The 21,321-nt window shown below is 68.1% G+C and carries 25 protein-coding genes, 1 tRNA gene and 1 pseudogene; 2 read left to right on the top strand and 25 right to left on the bottom strand.

The genetic code is table 11. From position 1 onward, the window contains the following. Positions 1 to 240 precede the first annotated feature (240 nt). A pseudogene (locus IEY55_RS01265) lies at positions 241 to 1,496 on the bottom strand (ROK family protein). Positions 1,497 to 1,668: 172 nt separating this feature from the next. Further along, entirely contained in the window at positions 1,669 to 2,592 is a 924-nt protein-coding gene (locus IEY55_RS01260) for a cation diffusion facilitator family transporter (protein WP_189052943.1), read from the bottom strand. A 376-nt stretch (positions 2,593 to 2,968) separates the two neighbouring features. Here IEY55_RS01260 and IEY55_RS01255 point away from each other — a divergent pair. Continuing rightward, a tRNA-Arg gene (locus IEY55_RS01255) sits at positions 2,969 to 3,040 on the top strand. 130 nt (positions 3,041 to 3,170) lie between these two features. Here the strand turns inward: IEY55_RS01255 and IEY55_RS01250 are convergent. From IEY55_RS01250 to IEY55_RS01140, 23 genes are all read right to left on the bottom strand, one after another. Then, the gene (locus tag IEY55_RS01250) at positions 3,171 to 4,589 is read right to left on the bottom strand and encodes a tyrosine-type recombinase/integrase (protein ID WP_189052941.1); all 1,419 of its coding nucleotides are present in this window, start codon (positions 4,587 to 4,589) and stop codon (positions 3,171 to 3,173) included. Then, positions 4,589 to 4,777, bottom strand: a complete 189-nt coding sequence (locus IEY55_RS01245; protein ID WP_189052939.1) for a helix-turn-helix transcriptional regulator — start codon at positions 4,775 to 4,777, stop codon at positions 4,589 to 4,591. Before IEY55_RS01245 ends, IEY55_RS01250 begins: the two co-directional genes overlap by 1 nt. Before the next feature lie 71 nt (positions 4,778 to 4,848). Further along, positions 4,849 to 6,573 carry an AICE element replication initiation protein gene (locus IEY55_RS01240; RefSeq protein ID WP_189052937.1) on the bottom strand — a complete coding sequence of 575 codons (1,725 nt, stop codon included), beginning with the start codon at positions 6,571 to 6,573 and terminating at the stop codon, positions 4,849 to 4,851. Beyond that, entirely contained in the window at positions 6,570 to 7,394 is an 825-nt protein-coding gene (locus IEY55_RS01235) for a DNA adenine methylase (RefSeq protein ID WP_189052935.1), read from the bottom strand. Before IEY55_RS01235 ends, IEY55_RS01240 begins: the two co-directional genes overlap by 4 nt. Further along, positions 7,391 to 7,864: a DUF2742 domain-containing protein gene (locus IEY55_RS01230; RefSeq protein WP_189052933.1), complete on the bottom strand. Its 474-nt coding sequence runs from the start codon at positions 7,862 to 7,864 to the stop codon at positions 7,391 to 7,393. The genes IEY55_RS01235 and IEY55_RS01230 overlap by 4 nt, the downstream gene beginning before the upstream one ends. 106 nt (positions 7,865 to 7,970) lie before the next feature. Next, entirely contained in the window at positions 7,971 to 8,222 is a 252-nt protein-coding gene (locus IEY55_RS01225) for a WhiB family transcriptional regulator (RefSeq protein WP_189052931.1), read from the bottom strand. Next, positions 8,219 to 9,322 carry a DUF5131 family protein gene (locus tag IEY55_RS01220; protein WP_229685840.1) on the bottom strand — a complete coding sequence of 368 codons (1,104 nt, stop codon included), beginning with the start codon at positions 9,320 to 9,322 and terminating at the stop codon, positions 8,219 to 8,221. The genes IEY55_RS01225 and IEY55_RS01220 overlap by 4 nt, the downstream gene beginning before the upstream one ends. Positions 9,323 to 9,348: 26 nt before the next feature. Further along, positions 9,349 to 9,954, bottom strand: coding sequence for a GGDEF domain-containing protein (locus IEY55_RS01215; RefSeq protein ID WP_189052928.1), 606 nt, complete (start codon positions 9,952 to 9,954; stop codon positions 9,349 to 9,351). A 90-nt stretch (positions 9,955 to 10,044) separates the two neighbouring features. Then, on the bottom strand, positions 10,045 to 10,392 hold the full coding sequence (locus IEY55_RS01210) for a nucleoside triphosphate pyrophosphohydrolase family protein (protein WP_189052926.1): 348 nt from the start codon (positions 10,390 to 10,392) through the stop codon (positions 10,045 to 10,047). Positions 10,393 to 10,423: 31 nt separating this feature from the next. Then, a complete protein-coding gene (locus IEY55_RS01205; protein ID WP_189052924.1) occupies positions 10,424 to 10,732 on the bottom strand; it encodes a hypothetical protein in 309 nt (102 codons plus the stop codon). Positions 10,733 to 10,869: 137 nt separating this feature from the next. Next, complete coding sequence (locus IEY55_RS01200) at positions 10,870 to 13,074, bottom strand: cell division protein FtsK (protein ID WP_189052922.1); 2,205 nt, start codon at positions 13,072 to 13,074, stop codon at positions 10,870 to 10,872. Then, positions 13,074 to 14,042, bottom strand: a complete 969-nt coding sequence (locus tag IEY55_RS01195) for an ABC transporter permease (protein WP_189052920.1) — start codon at positions 14,040 to 14,042, stop codon at positions 13,074 to 13,076. Before IEY55_RS01195 ends, IEY55_RS01200 begins: the two co-directional genes overlap by 1 nt. Positions 14,043 to 14,199: 157 nt before the next feature. Beyond that, positions 14,200 to 14,427, bottom strand: a complete 228-nt coding sequence (locus IEY55_RS01190) for a hypothetical protein (RefSeq protein WP_189052918.1) — start codon at positions 14,425 to 14,427, stop codon at positions 14,200 to 14,202. Positions 14,428 to 14,429: 2 nt separating this feature from the next. Further along, positions 14,430 to 15,203: a hypothetical protein gene (locus tag IEY55_RS01185; protein WP_189052916.1), complete on the bottom strand. Its 774-nt coding sequence runs from the start codon at positions 15,201 to 15,203 to the stop codon at positions 14,430 to 14,432. A gap of 91 nt (positions 15,204 to 15,294) precedes the next feature. Continuing rightward, positions 15,295 to 15,441 carry a hypothetical protein gene (locus IEY55_RS01180; RefSeq protein ID WP_189053379.1) on the bottom strand — a complete coding sequence of 49 codons (147 nt, stop codon included), beginning with the start codon at positions 15,439 to 15,441 and terminating at the stop codon, positions 15,295 to 15,297. Positions 15,442 to 15,638: 197 nt separating this feature from the next. Further along, a complete protein-coding gene (locus IEY55_RS01175) occupies positions 15,639 to 15,821 on the bottom strand; it encodes a hypothetical protein (protein WP_189052915.1) in 183 nt (60 codons plus the stop codon). Then, complete coding sequence (locus tag IEY55_RS01170; protein ID WP_189052914.1) at positions 15,821 to 16,240, bottom strand: hypothetical protein; 420 nt, start codon at positions 16,238 to 16,240, stop codon at positions 15,821 to 15,823. Before IEY55_RS01170 ends, IEY55_RS01175 begins: the two co-directional genes overlap by 1 nt. A gap of 111 nt (positions 16,241 to 16,351) precedes the next feature. Next, positions 16,352 to 16,537 (bottom strand): hypothetical protein, encoded by a 186-nt coding sequence (locus IEY55_RS01165; protein WP_189052913.1) that lies wholly within the window; start codon positions 16,535 to 16,537, stop codon positions 16,352 to 16,354. 67 nt (positions 16,538 to 16,604) lie between these two features. Beyond that, positions 16,605 to 17,096 (bottom strand): hypothetical protein, encoded by a 492-nt coding sequence (locus tag IEY55_RS01160; RefSeq protein ID WP_189052912.1) that lies wholly within the window; start codon positions 17,094 to 17,096, stop codon positions 16,605 to 16,607. Beyond that, a complete protein-coding gene (locus tag IEY55_RS01155) occupies positions 17,093 to 17,377 on the bottom strand; it encodes a hypothetical protein (protein WP_189052911.1) in 285 nt (94 codons plus the stop codon). The genes IEY55_RS01160 and IEY55_RS01155 overlap by 4 nt, the downstream gene beginning before the upstream one ends. Continuing rightward, positions 17,377 to 18,216: a DUF4097 family beta strand repeat-containing protein gene (locus IEY55_RS01150; protein WP_189052910.1), complete on the bottom strand. Its 840-nt coding sequence runs from the start codon at positions 18,214 to 18,216 to the stop codon at positions 17,377 to 17,379. Before IEY55_RS01150 ends, IEY55_RS01155 begins: the two co-directional genes overlap by 1 nt. A 66-nt stretch (positions 18,217 to 18,282) precedes the next feature. Continuing rightward, complete coding sequence (locus IEY55_RS01145; RefSeq protein WP_189052909.1) at positions 18,283 to 18,444, bottom strand: hypothetical protein; 162 nt, start codon at positions 18,442 to 18,444, stop codon at positions 18,283 to 18,285. 248 nt (positions 18,445 to 18,692) lie between these two features. Continuing rightward, a complete protein-coding gene (locus tag IEY55_RS01140; protein WP_189052908.1) occupies positions 18,693 to 19,094 on the bottom strand; it encodes a hypothetical protein in 402 nt (133 codons plus the stop codon). Positions 19,095 to 19,830: 736 nt separating this feature from the next. Here IEY55_RS01140 and IEY55_RS01135 point away from each other — a divergent pair. Continuing rightward, complete coding sequence (locus tag IEY55_RS01135) at positions 19,831 to 20,682, top strand: GntR family transcriptional regulator (protein ID WP_189052907.1); 852 nt, start codon at positions 19,831 to 19,833, stop codon at positions 20,680 to 20,682. The last annotated feature ends 639 nt before the right edge of the window (positions 20,683 to 21,321 follow it).

Here is a 21,321-nt window from a genome sequence, read left to right as displayed (position 1 = left end):
TCACCTCCCCCGTCTCCCCGGCTGACCCATGCGACGGAAAGGACTCCCTCCAGGGAGGAGGTGATGTAACGCTATGCCCAAAGCAAGAAAAAGTCTGCCCACCCTTTGGGGTGAAGACCACGCCTGTCACTCCCGCGTTTGCCGGCAAATGTCACCAACGGGAAGCAATGACGCGGCCATTCAGGTGTTCGGCCCCGGGGCCCGGCGACGCGTCGGCGAGGCGGGCGCACCCTCGCGGGATCAGGTGACGTTCGCCTGGGCCGCGGCGAGCCTGTGTGCGAAGACGATGTCCTCGGCTGTCCGGAGGCCGACCGCGAGCGCGCCGGTCAGCTCGGCGTCCGCGCCCAATGCACCCGCTACGACACGCGGTGCCAGGGGCGTCAACCGCTGCAGTGCCTCCCCCATCGGCTCCAGCAGCAGGTCGGCGTTCGCGCCGACCCCGCCACCCAGGACGACGAGCTCCGGATCGACGACTGCGGTCACCGCCGCCACCACGTAGGCCAGGCGCGCTGCCTCGGTGCGCACGGCCTGCAACGCGCGCTCGTTCCCGGCCCTGGCCAAGGTGAAGACGTCGCGGGCCGAGCGGGCCTCGGTCAGACCGAGTTCCCGCGCGGTGGCCAGTACGGCGCGGCGGCCGCGGCGTCCTCCATCCGGCCGCGCTCCCTGGGTGAGGCCGACGCGGTGGTTGCCAGTTCTTCGTTTCCCGGTCCATCGACGGTGACCAGCTCCTCGATCCCGGCGCCGAACGGCAGGTAGCCGATCTCCCCGGCGGCGCCGTGCGCGCCCCGGAAGACCTCGCCGCCCGCCACCAGCCCGATCCCGAGCCCGGTGCCGACGGCCAGATAGGCGAAGTCGTCGACGCCTTGTGCGGCCCCGTGCTGCCGCTCCCCGACCGCGGCCAGGTTCGCGTCGTTCTCCACGACCAAGTTCTCACCGAGCACCGCGGTCAGTTCGTCCAGCAGGCCGGCTCGGCTCCAGCCGGGCAGGTTCGGGGCGAATCGCAGCCCGCGGCTGCGCGGATCGACCACGCCCGGGCTCCCGACCACCGTCGTCACCACGTCACCGGGGGCCAGGCCGGCACGCTCGACCGCCCCGTTGGCCAGCTCGCGGACCAGCCGCACCAGGGCATCGGCCGAGTGGCAGCCGTTGCGTGCGTCGAGGCGGGAGGCGACCGTGCCGGACAGGTCCGCCACTGCGAGCCGGATCCGTTCCCGGCCGATGTCGACGCCGAGCACGTGACCGGCGGACGGATCCGCCTCGTACAGCACGGCGGAGCGGCCGGGACCGGTTGAGTGTTGGCCCGCGGTGCGTACGAGTCCGGCTTCCTCGAGGCCGACGAGTGCTTGGCCGACCGTGGGTTTGGACAGGCCCGTCTCCTTGGCGATGGCGGGGCGGGTGGTTGCCCCTCGAGCTCGCAGCAGGTCCCACACGAGGCGTTGGTTCAGTTCGCGCATGCTGGCCGGGTTGCCGACCTGTGGAGTCCGTACGACCGCCACTTCCCGCCTCCCCCATCGTTTGGCGCAGTTTACGAGCGCGGGGCGGCGGTGGGGCGGGGTTCGGGCAAAGCGGCTTGCTTCCGCCGCTTTTCCTACCAGGAAACGGATGCGGCGTGTGGCGTCTGGGCGCCACACGCCGCACTTCGGCTACCTGTCCGGTAAAACCCTTACGTCACCAGGAAAGCTCGCGGCAGCGAGTAGGTGCATCGCCCGGCTCGACCTGCAGCGTGGCGTGCTCGATGTGGTAGCGGTCGGCAAGCATCTTCTGCGCCGCCACCAGTACGGCGCCGGTGTCCGCTTCGGGCCGGGTGGTCAGGTGCGCGGAGGCGACCTCCATGCCGGATGTCAGGGTCCATACGTGGAGGTCGTGCACCTCGGTGACGCCGTCGAGTTGGCCGAGCTCGGTCTGCAGGACGGTGACGTCGATCTGCTCCGGTGCGTGCTGGAACAGGATCCGCAACGCGCGGCGACCGAGCCCGAACGCCCGGGGTAGGACGAAGAGGCCGATGGCGACACCGATGACGGTGTCGGTGTAGCGCCAACCGGTGAGGACCGTGACCGCACCGCTGACCAGGACACCGATCGAGCCCAGGACGTCGGCCATGACCTCCAGGTAGGCACCGCGAACGTTGATGCTCTCCTTCGCACCCTCGCGGAGCATCATGAAGGCCAGGAAGTTGTTGAACAGGCCGATCGCGCCGACGATGATCACCGGCCAGCCCGGCACCTCCGGCGGCGACGCGAGACGCCCGATAGCCTCGTAGAGCACCCACCCGGCGACGGCGAAGAGCAGGAACGCGTTGCCCAGGGCCGCAAGGACCTCGCCCCGGTACATGCCGAACGTGCGGCCAGCGCCGCGGCCGACCCGGCGGGCGACCAGGATCGCGGTGATCGCCATCGACACGCCGAACACGTCGGTGAAGACGTGCGCGGAGTCCGAGAGCAACGCCAGCGACGAGGTCGACAAGCCCACTGTCACCTGGAGCACGAACGTCACCGCGCCGAGCCCGGCCGCGATCCACAGCCCGTTGAGATACCGCCCGGACGCGCTGACCGCTTCCGCGGCTGACAGTCCGTGTCCGTGTCCCTGACCCATCCTGCCTCCTTCCGCGGCCAACATATAGCGAGATGCGCATATATTCAACCGAGGGGCGACCTGTGTCACATCGCGCCTCTGATGGCGCGCTCCACCTGCCCGTTTCCGAGACTCGGCAACCCCTCCCCGCTCGGCCACCCATCGGCACTTCGCCCTCACCGACGGACTTGACCTTCCCTCACCCGAGCCCCTGACCTCGAAAATCACCCATTCCAGCTACCCCTGACCCAGCCTTCCCAGGAGCCCCCCTTGCCACACTCCTCGCGCATACCCCATCACGCAGTGCGACGGCATACCCGGCGGGGAGGGGTGTGCGAGACGTGCCGATCGATGCGCTAAGCTTTCTCACGTCGCCGCGAGAGATCGCGACCGATGGGCCCCCGTAGCTCAGGGGATAGAGCACCGCCCTCCGGAGGCGGGTGCGCAGGTTCGAATCCTGCCGGGGGCACGTTTCGTAACCAGCACAAAGAGCCCCCTGACCGGCGCGAACGCGGTCAGGGGGCTCTTTGTTGTGTCCGGCCGTGTCCGGCCAGATCCGTGATCGTCCGGCTGTCTGTGCCGAATACGTGCCGAAGTTTTCAGCCGGACCGGTGGCCGAGCGCGGCCTGAACCCGCTGACGGGTCAACACGTCCGTGCCGTCGAGGCACTTCGCGTAGATCCGCAACAGCACCTCGACGGAGTGCCCCGCCCACTCGGCCACCGTGGTCGGCGACACCCCGGCGTTCAACATGGTCGACACCCCGGCGTGCCGGAGGTCGTACGGCGTGCCCGCCAACGGTGAGGCGAGCACCTCCGGCGTGAATGTTGCTTCCCGTGCCCGCTGCCAGGCTCGGACAATCGTCAGCTTGGGCAGCTCCCGCCGGTTGCGCTCTCCCACGAACAGTCGCCCGTCCGGCGCCGTGCCGAACAGGCGCAGGTGATCCAGCAGCAACACCGTGAGCTCAGGAGGAGACGGCACGGGCCGTGTCTCCCCTACCGCCCGTTGCTTGAGCTGCCGCCGGTCCCGGTTGGCGCCGGTGTCGGTCCAGTCCTTGCCCGCATACGGCTCGGCCATCTCCAAGTGGAGTTGACCCCATCCATCAACTCCCTTCGGGAACTCCCATTCGCCTCGTTCGGCGTCCCACTCGGCCGGCGGCAGCGACAGGTTGCGCTTGTTGAGGCTGACGGCTTCCTCCGGTCGCAGGAAGGCGAAGTACAGGCACCCGAAGAACGCCACCAGCCGTCTCCCGCCGGGCTGCTCTCCGACCGCGTGGAGCAGTGTCCGCGCCTGCACCGGGTTGGCCACCACCCGACGGTCGACGACCTGGACCGTCCTGGGTGCCCGCCACTTCAGCAACGGAACCGGATTACGCTCCAACAGCCTCAGCTCAACCGCATACTCCGCGGCCCGGTTCAGGATCTTCCGCCACCGTGAGACGACGCTGGGCGCCCGCGGGCCCCCGTCCAGCTTCACCGTCAACCCGTCCAACACCGAACGCAGAGCCTCCGGTCTGACAAGCGACGACACCGGCCGCGTGTGTGTTGCCACCCACCGCAGCGTTCGCCGAACCTCCTCCGGACAGTCCGGGCTGTCCCGCTTGGCCGTGTTGAACCCCCATCGGCACAGCGCCGAGCGGATCAGCTTGTCGTCCGGCTTCCCCCGATCCGTGGTGAACAGCGCCATCGTCACCGCAGTCAGGGCTTCCGCGTGCGTCCGCCGAGTCGTCGCAGCCACCCGCGGCCACTGCATGTCAACGAACGTGCACGCAAACTCGTACCAACTCATGTCCTGGTTGAGGCGCCGCATGGACACGGGAAGCCCGGACTCGACGTCAAACGCCTCCCCCTTCCCGGCGGCCGATATCAGGTCGGACCGGAAGCTCTCGGCCAATCCCCTGGACTTAAAGGATTCCTTCCATGGCTTCCCGGCCACTCGCCAACGGACATAGTAGGTATTTCCCCGCTTCCCCTTGTAAACGTCCATCTTCCAGATACGCACGTCGTAGGTGGTGGCCATCAGGCAGCCTCCTGCAACGCACTCAGCCAGCGTTCGTACTCGGTCCGGTTGATCCGAATCTCCCCGTTGGGGAGCTTGATACAACGCGGAGCCCGTCCCTTCACACGCCAGTCATAGAACGTTGAGCGCGAAATACCTAGATCCGCGCACACATCGGCAATCGTTAGTCGCTCGCGCGCGCGACCCATCTTCTCCTCCTCTTCACGTGGTGAACTGCCAATTCGGCCGTGCTTGGTCGTGGTAGGACAGCCGGAGCTGGTTATGAGGCGGCCTGCCAGTAGGTCGGCGACCGACGGCAGAGTTGGCAGGCCAGGGTGGTCGGGCCGCCGTTGCAGCACCGGGATTCGTCCTGAGCAAGAGGTGGCGGGGATGGGTGACCCGTAAGACCCGCACGACCCGCACCGGCCTCGTGACCTGCGGTTTCACTGTCGTTCGGATGCGAGGGTTGATGGTCTAACTCCTGCGGTGACCCGGATCCTGACCCGCGGTTGACCCGCACTTCCCGCGTACGTTTGTGCTGGTCACGGCCGTGCTGCGGGGGTTGCGGGTCTTGCGGGGGTTGATTCCGGCTCTCTCTCGCTTCGGTGGGCGGGGTGATGGTCCAGCGCACGACCTTGTCGCGGTTGGCGCCACCGTCGTCGCTGATGTCCCAGCCGGCTTTGCGCATCGGTGGGGCTTGCCGCTTCAGGCGCTGGGTGACCTGGCGCGGCGTGGTGGGCCATCCCTTCGGGACGCGTCCTTTCTCTTCTTCCGGAGTGAGCAGTGCCAGGATCTCGGATGCTGTTCCGGTGAAGGTGTCGGTGATCGCGTTCCGCAGGGCGGTGATGAACGGGTCACCGGTCAGTGAGTCGGTGGCCATGGACTTCTGTTTGTCGGTGAACCGGTCCATTCCTCGGGTCCCGAGAATCTGGTCTACCGCGGCGAGGATGCGGGCGAAGTCCGCCATACGTGGTTTACGTGTTAGGCGGATGGCGGGAAGAACTCCCATGACCGCGGCGGCCAGGTCGAGCAGTGCGCCGAGGATGCGGGGGTGCACTTTGGTCCACTCCGGCCAGTATTCCTCTTCCTCGCGGCGGTGTTGTTCATCGATGCGGTGCAGTTCGATGGGCAGCATCCGGTCGGCGAGGTCGCCGCGCAGTGCACCGAGGTCGATCCCGTTGAGCACGATGCAGCGCCGCACGCTGAACACGGCCAGCTCGTTGTCGGTGTAGAGCTTGCGGCGCACGTCGCCATCACCGGTGACGGCCCGACACAGCGAATCCGACAACCACGCGGGCATGTCCGACAGGTTGTCCAGCCCGACCACCCACGATGCTGCCGCTGCGGTCATCCAGGACTCCAGATCCCGGGGCGGTTTGCGGGTGGGTACCGGGCCAGGGTCGAGTAGCTGCACCAGCACCTTCTCGGCGGTGGTTTTGCCGGTGCCCTGCTCACCGAAGATGCCCAACACCGGGTGTGGGATGTCGCAGAACAGCACCGAGATCAGCCACGCGGCCACCAGTGGCCGGTCGTGCTCGGTGACATTCAGCCAGGACCACAGCTCGGCCAGGCTTCCGCCGCGCACGGGTTCCGGTAGTGGGCTGTTCAGCGTGGTGCGCTTGAACAGCATCGGCGCGGAATCTTCGATGGCCCACCCTTCCGGGCTGACGCGCGCCGCGCGGCCGGTGTCGTCGCCCAGATCGAGCCACACCGCGCCCTCGCCGCGGGCGACCCGCAGATAGAGTCGGGTTTCCTTCTGGTCCTGCGCCATTCCCTCGATAACGAGGAGTGCATCCGACAGTGCCTGAGCGGATGCTGTCTTTCCGTTACGCTGGAAGAACTCCCGTGCCAGCTGACTGCGCAGCGAGGTCTTGCCGCCCCGCAGCATCACCACCACCCGGGGGCCGTCCCGCGGCACGGCGTACGTCTCACCGGAGTCGCTGATCCCGAATCGGTACTGCTCGCACGCGATCTGAACCAACAGCGTGGACGCAGACATCGTCATGCCACCTCCCCTCGGGAACTCCACAGGTCAGGCTGGTCACCCAGGGGTCGGTTGCTCCACAGCACCTCGGTGCGCTCGCTACGAGCACCACCCTGGGCTGTGGCGGTGGGGATACGGGTGACATGCCAGTCGGCGTAGAGCCGCTGGTAGAGCGGCGAAGGATAGCCGGAGAGCACCACCGCGGCCCGACAGTCCCGCAACGCCTCAGCCAGCGCACAATGATCGGTTTCGCTGGGCATCTCGTACTGGTAGTTGGTGCTGGTGCGTGTGCAGCCCAGATAGGGAGGATCGACGTAGAGCAGGGCGTCAGGTTGCGCACCGTAGGCGGTGATGACCTCCAGGGCGGGCCGACACTCCAAGGACACCGCCGAGAGTCGTTCGGCGACACCCGCCATCCGCTCCACGTAGCCAGCCAGGTAGCTGGGCATCGAGGCGGACGAGCCGGACGGATTGACGTAGTGGCGCCACCCGGTACGGCGCAGCGTGCCGGACCTTCCTTGGGTCAGGCGCACCCACACCCGCCGGGCCCGCTCCAGCTCATCGGTCGTGGGGTGGAATGCGGCCTGGTGTTCGGCGCGGGAGTGCGGCGTCAGGGCACAGACCCGGATCAGTTGAGCGGGTCGGTCCCGCAAGACCTTCCAGAAGGTCATCAGGTCGTGGTCCAGATCGTTCACCGTCTCCATGCGTGACGGCGGCTTGGCCAGCAGGACAGCGCAGCTTCCGGCGAACGGCTCAACATAGTGCGCATGAGCCGGCAGCAGGGACACGATCCGGTCAGCCAACGTGGTCTTGCCGCCGTAGTAGGCAAACGGGGCCCTCATGCCGCCCTCCCGACGTCGGTAGCACAGACGTGGATGTCGCAGCGCGCCCAGCTGGTGTCGGGCAGGCGTGCGGCGTACTTGTCGGCCAGCGGGTGGACCAGCTCGACAACCTGGGCACAGTTCGGCACGCCACAGGGGACGCGGCTCACCAGCCGTCGGCGGCGTTCCAGTTCGGCATAGCTAGGTCCGAGCGTGGTGGGCATTACGGCGCTGATCGTGTTGGCGGTGTCGCGGAAGCGGCGCCGCTGGTCCCAGTCGAACCAGTCGGCGCGCAGGGCGGCCATGTCGGGGTGCCAGAACCGGCGCCAGCACTCGGCGGCCAGCAGCAGCCCGGCCCACTTGCGTGGGTCGGTGCTGGACAGTTGCTCCCATTCCGGGCTGCCGTAGAGGGGCGGACGGTCACCGCGGCCGAGGAGGGCGCCGGCCGCGGCCAGTGGGTCGAGGGCAGGGTGGTGTGGGGGCAGGGGCATGGTGGCTTCCCAACAACAGCACGGGACGGCAAAGGGAATGGAGGTCTGAAAAACCCGCCCGGCCGCGACGGGCCGGGCGGGCAGGTGTGGTCAGACCGGGGGTGGGCTACCGGGGCGGGTTCTTGAGGCGGCGGCGTTCGCGTTCGGACAGTCCGCCCCAGATGCCGTAGCGCTCATCGTGTTCGAGCGCGTAGGCCAGGCACTCGGCGCGTACCTCGCAGCGGGCACAGACACGCTTGATCTGCCGGGCGTTCTGGCCTTTCCCCGGGAAGAAGGCGTCCGGGTCGGTCTGGGCACACATGGCGCGGTCCACCCACTCCTCGTTGAGGATTGATCCGATGTCGAGAAACGGGGTCATGACACGACCGCCTTTGGGACCTCGTCATGGGTACGGCCGTCGAGCCTGCGTCCGGTGCGGTGTTTGCCGTTGCGCTGGACGGTGATCGCGCTGCCGCGGGCACCCCAGCGGGCGGGTCGGGTCGAGCCATCCCGTTCCAGGTACCGGGCGTTCGCGGCACCGTGCTCGGTGGCGCAGACGGCTTCGGGTGCCCACTCGCCCCACTGCTTGAAGAAGAACGGCACCCCGGCGGCTTGGCACTGGTCGCGCAGCGAGCGCACCCAGTCCGGGTGCATCGGCCGGGCCCCCGGCCCGGACTCCCCGCCGGCAATGACCCACGAGAGACCCGGCCGAGTCGTGCCTGTGTCGTCGTCCAGAACGGCCGCGCACCCGTCACAGACCCACCGGCGAGGCCAGCGTCCGAGGAGCTCGACGGGGCCTTCGCCGCCGCTCATGCTCTCGTGCCCGCAGGTGGTCCAGGACGACAGATCCACCGGGCCGAGCAGCGGCTCACAGGACAGGAACCGCACCGCGGCAGGCGTGTCCAGCAGGGCGGGGATACGGATGTCCGCCCACTGCTGGTTCTCGACGCTGACACCCAGCCACACGTTGGGCAGCGGCCAGCCCGCGTAGTAGACCTTCTTTCCTGCTGTACCGGGCACATGGTCTGGGTTGTGCGGGGTCGCTACCCAGTCCATTGCCGACCGGAAATGCACTCCCGGTGCGTGCCCGTTGCCACACGTGCACTCGTCGACCAACAGGGATCGCATCCGGGCGGGACGCTTGGTGAGGATCTGGTAGGTGTGCTGCGGGGTGGCAGCCATGACAGCGAACACGCGGGCGATGTACTCGTCGGGCACCTCGTCGTGGAACAGGTCGGCCAGGCTGTTGACGAAGACGCGGCGGGGTGTGCGCCAGTGCAGCGGCTGGTTGAGGCGTTCGGGGTGCAGCCTCACCCCGGTGGTGCCGCCGGGGCCGGGTTGGTCGAAGTCCCGGTGTTCCATGCGGAACGGTGGGGTGCGAGTGATGTAGCAGTTCCGGCAGCCCTCGCTGACCTTGGTGCAGCCGGTCACGGGGTTCCAGGTGGCGTCGGTCCACTCGATGCGGCTGTTCGTGCTCACGGGGGACTCCTCATATCCGGGGTTCATCAGGCGGCACCGGCGGGTGGGCGCTGGTCGCGGATGCGGCCCGGGGTGGTCGGCAACGTCGGCAGTGCCGCGTGTCGGGCGGCTTTGACCGCATACAGGTGGGTGTCGGCCGCGCGCAGCAGCTCGGCCAGCGGTGCGCAGGCCGGGCCGAGCGCAAGTCCGACGCTGGCGCTGGTGGTGATGCGGTGTCCGTCGATCCACAGTGGCGTGGCCAGCGCCGTGGTGACGTCGCGGGCGCGCTGCTCGACGTCGGTGGGGCCGGTGAGGCGGCCCAGCCACAGGGCGAACTCGTCGCCGTGGAGGTGAATTGCGGTTTCGCCGGGCCGGGAGATCTCGGCCAGTCGGGTGCCGACCATGGCCAGGATCCGGTTGCCGAAGGGGTGGCCGTAGGTGTCATTGATGGCCTTGAAGCCATCCAGGTCGGCCAGCAGCAGCCCGACCAGCCGCGGCCGGCGGGCGGCCCGCCGGGCCAGGCGGTACAAGGCACGGCGGTTACCGAGTCCGGTCAGTTCGTCGGTGTGTAACTGGCGGTGCAGGTGGGCGGCGTAGCCGGTGGTGGCCGCCCATCCGGCTGTTGCGGCGACCGCCGCGAGTTCTGGGAGCATGGCGGGTGTCCTCCCCTCGATGCGGGTGGGGGGCACCCGGGGCCAGCCGTGCGGTGGAAGGCGATGGCTGGCCCCGGGGCTTGTGGGCGGTCAGAAGGGGATGCTGTCGAGTTCGTCGAGGCGGTCCAGCCAGGCGAGCGTGACGGCGGCGACCTGGATCAGTTCGTCCCGCAGCCGCCAGGGGTTGCCGCCGCCGTTTGGGGTGAGCTGTTGCGCGACTTCCCCGACTTGTTCGACCAGCACGGCGAACCGGTCCCGGTCGGTCATGTGAGGGGAGTCGGGGGCATGGTCGCCGTGCTCGGCGTGCTGGCGCTGACGCTCGGCGGCGATGTCGGCCAGCACGGCCGGGCGGGCGGCTGCGGATCGATCGTCCTGGGTGAGCAGGTCCAGCAGTGCGTTGCGGAGTTGGTTCACGTCGGTGGGCAGTGCCCGGGTCATGGTGTTCCTCCCTGCGTGGATCGGGCGGGGTTCAGATGCGGCGGGGTGAGTCGCCTTGGCGGGTGCTGCCGGGATCGCGGTGGCGGCGTTGCCAGCGACGTGTGGCGTTGAGGAGGCGGCGGCCGGTGCGGAGGCGGAGTCCGGTGCCGTCGCAGTGCCGGCAGAGGCGGATACCGCCGAAGGGACCCTTGCGGCGGCCGGTGCCGCCGCAGTGGCGGCAGGCGCGGAACGGCCAGACCGCACACAATCCGAGGTAACACAGCGTGATAATGATCGTGAGGAGGGCGAGCGCGGTGGTGGCGCCGTGTCCGGGGGTCGCGGTCGCGTCAACGAGGGGCATACGGGGGCCTCCCACGGGGTTTCCTGGGGTGTGGGCAGGGGTGGCGCGACCCGCGACCGTCCGGTGTTGGTGCTGACCAGGGCGGTCGCGGGTCGAGTCGCGGAGGCGCGACCGGTCGCGGGAGCGTCGCGACCGGGTTAGCTGGCGGCGCGGGCGGCGAGCGCGGTGTCGAGGTCCTCGGCCTTGCAGCCCTTGCGGGCGGCGCCGTGGCGCTTGACGTCTACGCTGCGTATCCGGAGACCGCGCAGCTGGGCGGAGATGGCCTCGGCGGTGATCTCGGCGTAGTGCTCGGGAATCCGGTCGGCCAAGCGGGCGGCCAGCTCCTCCCACTGCAACCCCTTGTCACCGGGGTTGAACATCGCGCGGGCGTCGGCCAGCACGTCCCGCGTGTCGCGGTCGAGGTCCTCCCCGGCCGCCAGCCCGGACAGCGTCCCGGCCGCCTGGCGGTGTTTCCGCGCCGCGAGCAGGATTTTTTCCGCGTCGGTGTGGTCGGCCAGATACGTGCGCACGATCGGGGTGTCATCGCTGGCGCCGTACAGAATCCCCACGCCCCGGTAGGCCGCGCCCGTGGGCAGCGCCGAGGCGTCGAATCCTTCGGCGTAGGCATCCCCGCCCAGCACCGCTTCGGACACCGTCCGGTTGCCGCACTTGAGGGCGAACCGGACGGCGTGGTTGTCCCGGTAGCGGTTGAACAGCCGGGACACATCCCCGGCGCCGACACCGGAGGGCTTCTGCGAGGAGGACAGGATGATCACCCCGGCGGAGGGGCCCACGGCCATGATGAACGACAGCAGGGCGGCGATCTCCTTGTTGACGTCCTGATCGTCCAGTTCGAAGTAGACCTGGAACTCCTCCATGACCAGCATCCACACCCGCAACTGCGGATACGTGCGTGCCAGCTGCGGGGTGAGCTTGCCCTCTGGGCACTCGGTGACCGGCAGCGTGGACAACAACTCGTTGACGTCCTGGATGTGGCGTTTGATCTCCCGCAACGCCTCCAGTAGGTGGGTGACCGGGTCGGTGTCGCGGCTATTGGGCACGGTGCCGAAGACCGCGCGGTGCGCCACCAGCCGGAACTTGTCCCAGTCCGGGGAGTTCTTGCCGTCCACCACAATCAACCGCACGTAGGGGTCGAGCGCGGCATACAGGGCCAACAGGCGGGCGGAGAACGTCTTGCCCTTGCGGGGCTGCGCCCCCACCAGGACGCTGATCCACATCAGCGGCAGCGTGACCTTGCGACCGCGTTCGTCCAACCCGAACGGTGCCGGCTTCCAGATGTCCCGCAGCTTGCCGTCGACCAGCGGTGTGCGGCCGGCGGGAAGAGCCAGCGGGTCCCGGTCGGCCACGAACAGGGTGTGCCGGCGGTGCGACGACGGATCGCGGGTGAGGAACACCTGGTTGATCGACACGTCCAACCCGGATGCGATGGCGCCCTTGGCCTTCAGTGCGTCGTCGAAGCCCTTGCCGTAGGGCAGATCGATGACCACCTGCGACCCGGTGTCGGTCTTGTCGCGGGACATGGTGGACCCAAACCCGATCTGCTGATTGGGCTTGTCCGGATGTCCCAGACCGGCGGCGTAGTAGGCGCGCAGCACAATGTCGGCGTTCAACCGGCGGTGCCGGCCGGCGACCACCGCGGCGGACACGATCGGTCGGTCCACGGGCCGACCCAGGCGGGCCAGACCCACCACGGCCAGCGCACCCCCGGCGACCACCACCCACCAGGGCGCCTGCGCCCACAGCAGCGGGGCACCGACCACCACCGCGAACACCTCGACAGCGATCACCAGGCCGCGCCACACGCGGGTCCGTTTGGCTTCCTGGTGTAACCGCAGCCAGGCCATCGGGTCATCAGCGCTGGCCGCGCGCTGGCGTAGCGCGTGTTGCTCGGTCACCCACCACCACCGCAGTTGCCGGATCACCAGCCGGAACGCGCCGACCACTGCCCACCAGCACATCTGGACGGCGTACCACGGCATACGCACCGCGTGGTAGCCAGCCAGGTGCCCCACCTGGCGGGCGGCGTCGTACAGGGTGGCTTTGATGTTGGCCCATCCCTGAAGTGCCACCGGGATCACCGGGCGGCGACCGTCCGATGTGTTCCCTTGCCGTGCGTCGGTCAGCGTGGCGCCGGGCGTGTCCACCGGGGCGCCGCCGGGTTGCGGTTCGGGGTCCAACTCGACCTCGAAATGGCTGCCACCGTCCACACCGCCAGCAGGCGGAGTGTCAGTCTCCGTGCCGTTCGGGGACCGCATGGACCCGGGGAAGTCCAGCACCCGCCCACCCGTGGGGTCCTGCGGCTCGTCCGGGTCGGGTGTGGCCACCGGGGTTGTGGTCGACATCAGTTCTCCTCCTTCCGGGTCTCGTCGGTGTGCATGAGGTGGGCCAGTGCGGCGCCCATGCCGAGCACGGCCACCGGCAGGCAGGACACGGCGGTGGTGATGGGCCAGGGTGCGGCGGTGTAGCCGGCGGCCTTCATCAGGTGGTAGGCGATCTGGCCGAGCATCCCCAGCAGCAGGGAGCCCAGCGCGGACCACTTGGCGAACCGCCGGGCGCGGGCCGGCACATGGGAAGCCAGCCAGATCCGCAGGGCGTAGGCGGCGTAGGTCTCCACCCCGATCGGCAACGTGATCGCGGTGTTGAGCGTGAAGCTGTCCCAGATCCCGGGTAGCGGGTGCACCACCCCGAACCCGGTCAGCGCACCCAGACCCACCCAGCCCGACCAGATCGCCACGAACGCGGGCGCGGCCAACAACAACACCGGCCACCGCGCCACCGGCGGTCCCGGGTCCTCTGCCGGGTTCGGGCCGGCGGTCGTGTTCGGGTTCGTGCCCGGGTCTGCGGGTGTGCTGGTCTGCGCCGCCTCCACGTCCCGCTTCGGGGTATGTGACGGCTGAGGGATGGGTCCGGGAACCGGGGCCGGCTCCGCCGGCACGCTGCTGCTGGCCGGTCCGGTCGGCGGGGTCGTCGGAGCGGGTTCGGCGGCCGGGGCGTCGGTCTCGGCCACGGTGTCGGGACCCGGGTCCGTGCCCGGCTCCGGCTCGGCCGGGTGGGGCTGGCCGACCACCCGCAGCCGGGTCCGCTCGGGCGCACAGTCCGGGCCGAACTCGGAGCCGACCAGCGCCTCCCGGATAGCGCGCGCCTTCGGGGCACCCACCCGGAACTCCTCCATGATCCGGTTGCGGGAGGGGATCTGGCCCAACTGCTCGGCCAGCCCCCGCGCCTGCGGCACCAAGTCCTCCACGCGGGGTGGGTAGGCGCTGCGCTGCCGTTCGGGTGGGCGGTGTGTCGCCCTGTTCGGCGCAGACATAATGGGGCTCTCCTCACTGCTCGTTGGTGGTTGGGGAGCCCGGCCCGGCGGCGGGAGTTCTTGGCGGGACTGACACCGCCGGGCCGGGGCGCACTCAGCCGGAGAACGCGGCCTTCCTCTCGGCCATGTAGCCGCCAAGATCGGTCGCGTTCTCCTTTCACGGTTTGGGGAAGCTGACTCGATGGATGCGGGCTGCCTCAGCCCGGGCGTTGGCAGCGCGGTCCAGGGCCGGAGCTGCCTCGGGTCCCCCGTGGTGGGCGATCTCCTCGAGCAGGATGGTCTTGCGGCGTAGCCAGGCCACGCGTTCCTGCAGCGGTGGGTTGGCGGCGGGAACGCTGCGCAGGACTTCGGTGAGGATTTCGGTGATCGGTCGAGGCGCAACCATGGTCAGCAGCGCTCCCACTCGGTGCGCTTGGGGTGGGCCGCGCTGCAGTGCGGGCACATCCAGTGCTCTCCGTCGACGTCCCGCCATCCCTCATAGGCGGCGGCCTCGACCAGCTCGTGCCGTTCGGAGGTGATGCCTTCGAACTCGTCGCCGTCCTCGGTGGTGAAGTGCACTGCGGCAGGTTCACGGCGACGGTGGCCGCACAGGGGTGCGGCGCAGACCAGCTGCCACGCGGGATTCGTGTCGCGTACCACCCGGGCTGTGGGTGTCGGGCTCGGCGACCAGTAGTCCTCCACCAGCTGGTCCAGCCAGTCCACCAGCTCAGGCCAGCCACGGAAGACGACATCGTCGTAGTACCGGTCGCCGAGGATCCGGTACAACGGCGGATGCTGTCGCCAGCTCAGTCGCGCCCACCGCAGCGGTGTTCCCGTGTCCTCCGCGGCATCCAGCGCCAGCATTACCCGCAGGTAGGCGTCCTTGGCCTCGTCCCGCGTGTGCAGTTCCTTCAGTGGCCGGGTCCAGTCCACGCCGGATTCAGCGAGCTGCTCGGCAACTTCGCGGGCGTAGGCCAGAGCGGTCGGCCGGACAGCGGTGTGACCGGAAGCACTGTGCACAACGCAGAAATTCCCGGTCCAGGTCACTCCGTCGCTGCCCGGATCGGGAACGATGAACAACCCGGGTGAGCTGGTCGGTTCACCGAGCATGGCCCCCATGCGGTCACCACGGCGCACCATCACCTCGACCAGCCCGACCGGCATCGTGGTCAATGTGTCCATTGCAAAGTCCTTTCCCCTAGTCACTGGGGCAGGGACCGGCCCGGCGGCGGGATTCCATGGCAGAACTGGCTGCCGGGCCGGTGCTCGGTCTTCAGTGCTTGCGCTTGTCGTCCTTCCACCCGGCCTTCTTCATGCAGGCCGGGCACATTGGAGCGTTCCTCTGCGCACCTCGGGTCAACGTCACACCGCAGTAGGTGCGGTAGCTGGCCAGGCCGAGGTCAGCGAGAGTGGCGCGCACGCTTGGGACGATGTGCATCACAGACATGGGTGTCCTCACTGCTCGTTTGGTGGTTGGGGAGCCCGGCCCGGCGGCGGGAGTTCTTGGCGGGACTGACACCGCAGGGCCAGGGTGGTGTGGCTACTGGTTGCTGGTGTGGCAGGTGCTCCACTCGTCCAGCGTCGTCAGGACGCGGTCTTGCAGGCGGCGTAGGAACTTCATGCCGAGTCCTTCCCTTCCTGAGCAGGGAGTGGAGCGGCATCGAGGTAGACCAGGCCGGTCCCGCCATCCCGACGGTGGGGATAGAAGGGACTGGTTGAGCTGATGCGCAGTACGCACCGCAACAGCGTCACTGCATGCGCGATCTCGTCGGGACGTCCCTCCACGCGGAGGTGCACCATCAGGCCACCGCTTCCGCCACGCGCGCATCGGTCAGCCGACGCAGCACGCTGACGTCAACCTCGCACCCGTGGGAGATGAACCGGAGATCGGTGTTAAGCAGCAACGCGATCCGCTCGTCACCACGCACTGCGGCGTAGACGTGCACACCGGGACCGGTGGGCAGCAACCCGTACAGCCCGATGTGGACAGATCCGCTGTCCGGGTAGTCGTTGAGTACCACCCTCACCTCGGTGAGGACGTCGTGCCACGCCAACGCGGCCGCAATACTCTCGTCATCGATCTGCAGGTCGTGATAGCTGCGCCTGTCTCGTGGGTGGGAATACGAGTGGTGGTCAATGGCCGCGATGCGGGGAAGCTGCGGATGGCTGTCGAGGAAATCCAGCACCGCTCGTGCAGCATGGGTGTCGACCTGGAACATGGTGGTTCTCCTCATTACTCGTTCACGTGGTTGGGGAGCCCGGCCGGGCGGCGGGAATTCTTGGCGGGACTGACACCGCCGGGCCGGGGCAGCAGACCTGTTGTTGGCGGATCAGCGAACTGGTCGCGTCCAGGTGGCGGGGCAGTCCTTGCAGTTGCCGCGCATCACGTTCCCGTCGCGCTCTTCGTAGTAGTGCTCGTGCCGGCAGTTCGGGATCGTGGGGCAAACGGGAACCTCGACCCACGTGCGGCCACTCGCCGGCTTCGGCTTACTGGGCTTGCTGCGGAAGAGACCCATGGTGATCTCCTTGGTGTCGTGACCCGGCGGGTTGCCCGGTCTGAGTGCGTGCGTCTCCGGGGCGGGGTTAGCCGGTGGGGCAGAGGCGCTCCATGGCGGCCATGTCGGTGGGTGCCGCGTCGTAGTAGGCGATCTCGGACCCGTCGTGCGGGCCGCCCTGACACACCCGCTGCCACACCGGCGGGCGGGGGTCCCGCAGCGCGCCGCGGGCCTCCCGCTCCAACTCGGGGCTGAGGCGGGTGTCCTCCCGGCCGGGCGGGCAGGGCTGACCGGCGGTGAACAGGGCGCCGTAGCTGGCGACGACGCGCCTCTGGTCGGCGGGGTCGTGCAGGCCATGACGGTCGACCGGGGCGCCGGCCCGCACACACAGCACGGAGTCCCCCGACTCCGCACCGGACCGCCAGTGACGGGCGCCGACCTGCTCGCCCGGGGTGCCGGCGACCACCCACCCGGCCCGGTCCGGTGCGGCCTCGGTGCCGGTGCGGGGCTGGCAACCGGTGAGCGCGACCAGCAGGCCGGCCACGGCCGCGGTGGTCAGGATCGGTAAGCGGTGTGTCACCGTTGCCTCCTCACTGCTCGTTTGGTGGTTGGGGAGCCCGGCCCGGCGGCGGGAGTTCGTGGCGGGACTGACACCGCAGGGCCAGAGGCAGGAGAGTGCGGGTGTCGGCGGTCGTAGAACAGCGCGGTGCTGACCTTGGAACTGGCCTTGATCAGTGCGGTGCGCTCCGCCTCGGTCAGACCACCGGGGAACCGGTGGGCGACACGGAGCCCGAACTGCAGCGCTCGCACGATGACCCGCGCCTGCAACTCGGTGAACTCGACCGTGATCCGGCGGCCCATCACGCACCGGCCTGGTCCGGGGTGCGGACGCGGCCGGACACGGTCTGGGTGCGGGTGCGCACCGACACACCGGGCTCGGCGGTGACCCTGATGTCCCCGCTGATCGTGGTGGCCGTGACCTGGGAGTCGGCGATGGCCTGAATGTGCACGTCGCCGGAGACCGTCATGGCCTGGGCGGTGCCGCCCAGATCGGTGACCTCGACATCGCCGGACACCGTGGTCACCGACGCCTCGTGAGTGGGTCCCAGCTCGACGTCACCGGAGGTGGTGTGCACCGTCACCGAACCGGCCACGTGCGCGGTGATGTCGCCGGAGACGGTGGAGGCGTTCAGGACATCCGCGCTGGCCGCGCGGAGGTTGCCGAACTCGGAACGGAACTGGATTCGCTCCAGTGCCCCGTGGGTCCAGGCCGAGGCGGTCTCGGTGCTGATCACCAGCGTGGAACCCCGGGGCACCCGGGCCACCGCACGTACCGCACCGCCAGACGGCGTGGTGTTGGTGTTTCCGCTGATCACGTGACCGTTGATGATCGTGTGCCCACCGGACTGGAAGACCATGCCGCCGCCGGTGTTGATGCAGGTCTGGGTAACACCGCCCCCGGTCCGGATCACGGTGGTGCCGGCACTGGCCGGCCGGGGCACGGTCACCATCATCCGCCAGCCGTCACGGTGCACCTGGGCACGGCGAATCAACTCAGCGGCGACCTCGTCGCCCGGGGTGGCCGGGGTGAGAGTGACCTCGGCGCGGTCCCGGTCCTCGGCGCAGACCTCGATCACTCCCACGCTCAGCTCTAATTCCAGGCGGACAGTTCCGGTGTCGGTGTGGGTGAGGGTGCGCATTCCTTGTTCTCCCTTGAAGTGTTGGCGATGCCAGATCAGGGACGTCAGTGAAGATGGGGTGCGGGTTCAGCACAGCCACGAGGCGTTGCGGGCGCACTTGGGATGGACGTTGGCCTTGCTGGCCCGCGCCGCGATCGGTTTCTCACAGACCAGGCACAGCGCTCCGCCCGTGCTGGCCCACGCTTCGCGGCGCTTCTTCTTGGCGTGTTCCTTAGCCTTCGTGCGCAAGGTGGGATGGTCGCGATCTGTGGTAAACCAGCCCATGACTCCGGTCCTTTCCATGAGGGATTGGGGTTGGAGCTGGTGGGGCGGGCTTGCTTGGCCGCTGGGCCGCCCCACCAGCGCGTCACTTCTTCACCCGCCGGCCGCACTGGGTGGTGAACTGGCCGTTGTGATCTGCACGCCGTTCCACGCAGAGTTGTTGCCGCAGGCCGGGCAGGTCAGCTTTGTGCCGCTCAAGGCCGCGTTCACATCCATCACGCGGCCTCCCCACCCGGCACGTCCTCACCACACGAGACGGCCGCGCTGGGAATGCTGCGGATCACTGCCGTACGCGGCGACGCTCCGAGACGCTGGAAGGTACGCACACGGCTTTCCGTGGCGGTCCACTTCGCGTCGGTACGCACCTGTGCTCGGTGCCAGGCGGCGTAGGCCAGCCGGGTGCGCTGCACCGCGTCGTAGAACGCCAGTGCCGCCGCATTCCACGCTGCCCGGTAGTCGGTGCGTGAGGGGTGCTCGGTGACCAGCTGGCGCAGCGACATCACCCGCGCCCCCAGCCGCATCTGTGCCTTCCGCGCCGCCAGATACCCGGTGCACGCCTTCTCCTCCGCCAGGCGCAGCAACGCCACGACCGGGGCGGCGGTCTCGTTTTTTGCCATGACGCATCACTCCACATCGAAAAATCTCGAAAACGGTTGACGTGACATCGATAGGGGAATGGTCGGGGGCACGAACACCGCAGGCGCCGCACCCCCGACCACGGTGAACAGCCCACATGACCCGCGCCAACACCGGCCTGTGGGCATCGTGGATACTCCCCAACAAAGGCGGGGAGAAACGGGGCGGCACGACAGACAAAGGCCACCCCAGATTGATGTATATGCGCCCGAAAAAGGCGCACAGTATCCGCTATGGGACTACCGCTCCCGGTAGTCATATCTCACGCGGTGAACGTGGCTGCCAGACGATTCCCCGTAGGTCTCACGCCATGCTCCCCATCGGGCTACATGGCGCCACGCCGGTCACGTTGGCCCCAGCACTAGGAGCGACCACCTGACGACACGTGAGTGCCGCTCGCAGCTCTCACTCGCGAGAACGAGTAATCAGGGGAGACCAACCCCCACGGCCCGAAGCCCTCACACCCCGACTACCGGGAGCGGGACCCCTTGCCGAGTAGCCCAACCACCTCCTTGCGATCTGTGATCGACATCACCATCGATCTGAATGAAACAGAAGCTAACAGTACGAATCAGAGCGAGTCAACCGGTCAGGCAAGGGAAGTTGGTGGGAGGTTGCCTGAGCAGGGATGATGCGGGCCTAGATCACTCGTTTGGAGCACAACTGTTCGGAGCCTGTTACAGTCTGGATTGCGCCTGAAACGATCTGGAGGACGACATGACCACTCCGGCGAGCCCGCAGAACCTGCAGCGGGGGACCAGTGCGCTGGTGATCGCCCGGAACATCCGCAACGACATTGAGTCCGGGCGGTTGGCTCACGGTCAGCAGCTCCCGAGCACGCGTGCGCTCGCCGACGAGTGGGGCACCAGCGTGGCGACGATCAACCGCGCGATGGGGATGCTGGCGGAGGAGGGCTTGGTGCTGAACCGTGCGCGTTCGAGCCGCCTGGTCAACTACCCGGCCGGCGTGGCCAAGCGACCCGATGGCCGGCCGAGAACACCCAAGGTCGTGCTCATCGGCGGGTACGCCGGTTCCGGCAAGACAGAGCTTGGACGCATCCTCGCTCGCGAAACGGGTTGGCCAATCTTGGACAAGGACACCACTACCCGCGCTGTAGTGGAGGCCGCCCTGGAGACCTTGGGGGAGTCCCCACACGACCGCGAGTCTGAGCTGTACCTGACAGTGATCCGGCCAGCTGAGTACAACGCACTCATCGCGACGTTGATCGAAAACGCTCAGTGTGGGAACTCATCCATCGTGACCGCACCCTTTATCCGGGAGCTAGGCGACCAGGCGTGGTGTGATCGACTGAGCGCGAACCTGACGAGCATGGGTGCTGAGCTCTACGTGGTGTGGGTGCGCTGCGACGCAGACACCATGCGCACCTACTTGCGACATCGGGGAGCAGCACGGGATGCGTGGAAGCTGGCCCATTGGGAACAGTACCTGACAGGTAAGGACATTGAATTTCGCCCAGTCATTCAGCATCAGATTATTGATAATTCAGCAGAATCTCGTCCATTGCAGCAGCAGGCGGCAGAGCTGCTTGACCAGGTGATTCGACCGTGAGTCGGGGTGTAATTCTCTACGGGCCTCCTGCTAGTGGTAAGGACACCATCACACAGGAGCTAACGAGGCTGTTCCCCGAATGCGTCTATTACCGGAGGCTCAAGGTTGGCGGTGGCCGTACATACGGGTACCGGTTCACGACTGCCGCAGCCGTAGATGACCTCGTACGTCGTGGCCTCGTCATCTATGAGAACGAGCGATACGGAAATCGTTATCTGGTTGATCGACCATACTTGGATGAGCTGTTCGCCTCCGCCGCGATTCCGGTCCTTCACCTTGGACAGATCATCGGAGTGAAAGCCGTCCGACGCTACCCGGCATCGTGGCTCGCTGTGCTTTTGTGGTGCCCCAGGGAGGTCAGTGCAGAGAGGGCTCGCGCGCGTGGGTCCTCCGACGTCAGCGCCCGAATCGCAGCATGGGACGAGACAGCGCGCGACATCGAATTGAACGGCACAGGTGACTTCGACATCAGAATAAACACGGATCAGCACTCTCCTGGGGAAGCCGCTCAGATTATCCATGACTGCTTGGTGAAGATGCGATAGGAGAAACGATGGCTCAGGTCATTGTTCCAGCACTAACCTTCCGTCAAGCTGACGGCAGTCTCGACAATCGCACAATACTTCGCTACGCGAAACG

The organism is Longimycelium tulufanense (assembly GCF_014645795.1).
In the GTDB taxonomy this organism is placed as follows: domain Bacteria; phylum Actinomycetota; class Actinomycetes; order Mycobacteriales; family Pseudonocardiaceae; genus Longimycelium; species Longimycelium tulufanense.
Note: the sequence above shows the minus strand (reverse complement) of the source record. Positions and strands in the feature narration are given on the sequence as shown.

Coding starts and splice junctions, on each gene's coding strand:
- IEY55_RS01200 (WP_189052922.1), bottom strand. CDS start 13,074: ATGTCGACCACAACCCCGGTGGCCACACCCGACCCGGACGAGCCGCAG.
- IEY55_RS01155 (WP_189052911.1), bottom strand. CDS start 17,377: ATGGGCCGCCGGATCACGGTCGAGTTCACCGAGTTGCAGGCGCGGGTC.
- IEY55_RS01205 (WP_189052924.1), bottom strand. CDS start 10,732: ATGCCCCTCGTTGACGCGACCGCGACCCCCGGACACGGCGCCACCACC.
- IEY55_RS01215 (WP_189052928.1), bottom strand. CDS start 9,954: ATGCTCCCAGAACTCGCGGCGGTCGCCGCAACAGCCGGATGGGCGGCC.
- IEY55_RS01170 (WP_189052914.1), bottom strand. CDS start 16,240: ATGTTCCAGGTCGACACCCATGCTGCACGAGCGGTGCTGGATTTCCTC.
- IEY55_RS01175 (WP_189052915.1), bottom strand. CDS start 15,821: ATGGTGCACCTCCGCGTGGAGGGACGTCCCGACGAGATCGCGCATGCA.
- IEY55_RS01150 (WP_189052910.1), bottom strand. CDS start 18,216: ATGCGCACCCTCACCCACACCGACACCGGAACTGTCCGCCTGGAATTA.
- IEY55_RS01135 (WP_189052907.1), top strand. CDS start 19,831: ATGACCACTCCGGCGAGCCCGCAGAACCTGCAGCGGGGGACCAGTGCG.
- IEY55_RS01190 (WP_189052918.1), bottom strand. CDS start 14,427: ATGGTTGCGCCTCGACCGATCACCGAAATCCTCACCGAAGTCCTGCGC.
- IEY55_RS01240 (WP_189052937.1), bottom strand. CDS start 6,573: ATGACGATGTCTGCGTCCACGCTGTTGGTTCAGATCGCGTGCGAGCAG.
- IEY55_RS01250 (WP_189052941.1), bottom strand. CDS start 4,589: ATGGCCACCACCTACGACGTGCGTATCTGGAAGATGGACGTTTACAAG.
- IEY55_RS01230 (WP_189052933.1), bottom strand. CDS start 7,864: ATGCCCCTGCCCCCACACCACCCTGCCCTCGACCCACTGGCCGCGGCC.
- IEY55_RS01185 (WP_189052916.1), bottom strand. CDS start 15,203: ATGGACACATTGACCACGATGCCGGTCGGGCTGGTCGAGGTGATGGTG.
- IEY55_RS01165 (WP_189052913.1), bottom strand. CDS start 16,537: ATGGGTCTCTTCCGCAGCAAGCCCAGTAAGCCGAAGCCGGCGAGTGGC.
- IEY55_RS01260 (WP_189052943.1), bottom strand. CDS start 2,592: ATGGGTCAGGGACACGGACACGGACTGTCAGCCGCGGAAGCGGTCAGC.
- IEY55_RS01140 (WP_189052908.1), bottom strand. CDS start 19,094: ATGGCAAAAAACGAGACCGCCGCCCCGGTCGTGGCGTTGCTGCGCCTG.
- IEY55_RS01195 (WP_189052920.1), bottom strand. CDS start 14,042: ATGTCTGCGCCGAACAGGGCGACACACCGCCCACCCGAACGGCAGCGC.
- IEY55_RS01235 (WP_189052935.1), bottom strand. CDS start 7,394: ATGAGGGCCCCGTTTGCCTACTACGGCGGCAAGACCACGTTGGCTGAC.
- IEY55_RS01245 (WP_189052939.1), bottom strand. CDS start 4,777: ATGGGTCGCGCGCGCGAGCGACTAACGATTGCCGATGTGTGCGCGGAT.
- IEY55_RS01210 (WP_189052926.1), bottom strand. CDS start 10,392: ATGACCCGGGCACTGCCCACCGACGTGAACCAACTCCGCAACGCACTG.
- IEY55_RS01225 (WP_189052931.1), bottom strand. CDS start 8,222: ATGACCCCGTTTCTCGACATCGGATCAATCCTCAACGAGGAGTGGGTG.